3 protein-coding genes are annotated in these 2,031 nt (G+C 66.9%); 1 reads left to right on the plus strand and 2 read right to left on the minus strand.

Translation table 11 applies throughout. The features are described 5' to 3' along the window. A partial coding sequence (locus tag QZH66_RS15110) for a hypothetical protein (RefSeq protein ID WP_305806736.1) occupies nucleotides 1-200 on the minus strand: 200 nt, incomplete at its 3' end. 617 nt (nucleotides 201-817) lie between these two features. Between QZH66_RS15110 and QZH66_RS15115 the strand changes: the two genes are divergently transcribed. Further along, the gene (locus QZH66_RS15115; protein WP_305806737.1) at nucleotides 818-1,537 is read left to right on the plus strand and encodes a Crp/Fnr family transcriptional regulator; all 720 of its coding nucleotides are present in this window, start codon (nucleotides 818-820) and stop codon (nucleotides 1,535-1,537) included. Between the two features lie 32 nt (nucleotides 1,538-1,569). Here QZH66_RS15115 and QZH66_RS15120 read toward each other — a convergent pair. Continuing rightward, the coding region (locus QZH66_RS15120; RefSeq protein ID WP_305806738.1) for an XdhC family protein at nucleotides 1,570-2,031 on the minus strand (462 nt) is incomplete at its 5' end.

Raw genomic sequence — 2,031 nt, forward strand, 5'->3', positions numbered from 1 at the left:
AAGACGGCAGCGGCCAGCGCGGCCAGCCCGGCCACGAACACCAAACTGGTCACGAAACGCTGCGCCAGAAAGCCGTGCAGCGCTTCGGCGGCGCACTCGACGCGGTGCCATGGGCCGCGGGCCCGGAAACACTGGCGGAAATGCCCCGACAGCTGGGGCGGGCTGACCTGGGAGAAGGGGGGAATGGGGTCGTTTGACATGGCGTTCCTCAAGAACAAAACAACGGGAAAGATGCACAGCCTGAAGCGCCGTGCCTGCGCATTGATGCTAGAGCGCGGCGTGCGCCGCGTCTGTCAGACAGCGTGCCGGCTCCGTGAACGACGCGAGCGGGATCATGGAAAGAAGCGCTTTGCATGGCACAGGCATCGCAAAAGACAAGCCGCCCGCTTCACCACGAGGGCCCCGGTCCTGGCAGGCGCTCATAGTGGCTGCCAGCGCGCGTGCAGTGCGCACCGCCTGCCGATGAAATACCCTCCTGCCGGGGAAGGCCCTGGCCATTGCACAATGCCGTCGCAGGCGCAGGCGCGGCCGGCACAAGCGCATGCCGGCTCTGCTCCTGGAATGTGAAAGCATCCTGAGCGGCAGCCTTCCTGCTGGAGACGTGAAATGGCGTGTCCATGGCAAATCCTTCAAGAGTCTCCGTGGGCGAACCGCTGAAACGGGCCCACGCCTGCAACATAGGGGCCCAGCGGCGCGCTGTCTGTGCGCGAAGCCACATTGGCCATTCAGCGCCCCCTATCCCTATACTTGCCTCTGGTCGCAGCGGCTGCTGCCCATGGCGACCACCGCCACGGTGCGGACCGCATGGGAGACTTGCATGGCCATTGCTTCCGATCCGCGCACCAACCGCCTGCTGGCAACACTGCCCGAGCCGGAATGGACGCGCTGGCTACCCCAGCTGGAACGGGTGGATATGCCCCTGGGCACGGTGCTGTTCGAATCGGGCAGCCGGCTCAACCATGCGTACTTCCCCACCACGTCCATCGTCTCCCTGCTCTACGTGATGGAAAACGGCGACTCCACCGAAGTCGCCGTGGTGGGCTACGAGGGCATCATCGGCATCTCGCTGTTCATGGGCGGGGAATCCACCCCGCGCCGGGCGGTGGTGCATAGCGCAGGTGAAGGCTACAGGCTGCGGTCGAACCTGATGATGCAGGAGTTCAACCGCGCCGGGCCGGTGATGCACCTGCTGCTGCGCTACACCCAGGCGCTTATCACCCAGATGTCGCAGACCGCCGTCTGCAACCGCCACCACTCGCTGGACCAGCAGCTGTGCCGCTGGCTGCTGCTGAGCCTGGACCGGCTCAAGGGCAACGAACTGGTGATGACGCAAGAGCTGATCGCCAACCTGCTCGGCGTGCGCCGCGAGGGCGTGACCGAAGCCGCGGGGCGCCTGCAAAAAGACGGCTTGATCCGCTACCGGCGCGGCCACATCACCGTGCTGGACCGCGCCGGCCTGGAGTGCCGCACCTGCGAATGCTATGCCGTGGTCAAGGGCGAATACGATCGCTTGCTGCCCGCCACGCCCTCCAGCTGAAGACGCCAGCCCCACGGTGGCGTACGGTACGGTCAGTCCGCGCCGCTCTTGTGCCCGCCCATGCCGCACACCATCCCGCCCGGCGTGCTGTGCTGCACTTCGCGCTCCTGCTTGGCCTGCGCCACTTCGAGGTCGCGCGGCAGGGTCACGCCGTTTTTCACGGCCAGGATTTCGGCCATGACGCTGACCGCAATTTCGGGCGGCGTCTTGCTGCCGATGTAGATGCCGATCGGCCCGCGCAGCCGCGCCAGGCTCTCGGGCGTCTGGCCGAAATGTTCGATCAGGCGCGCGTGCCGCGCGGCGTTGTTGCGGCGCGAGCCTATGCCGCCGACGTAGAAGGCCTCGGTGCCCAGCGCTTCGAGCAGCGCCAGGTCGTCGAGCTTGGGATCGTGCGTGAGCGCCACCACGCAGGTGCGGCGGTCGGGCTTGAAGGCGGTCACCACGTCGTCGGGCATGTCGCTCACCACATGGGCCGCGGGCACGCTCCAGGCGCC

The organism is Stenotrophomonas sp. YIM B06876, from assembly GCF_030711595.1.
Taxonomy (GTDB): domain Bacteria; phylum Pseudomonadota; class Gammaproteobacteria; order Xanthomonadales; family Xanthomonadaceae; genus Stenotrophomonas.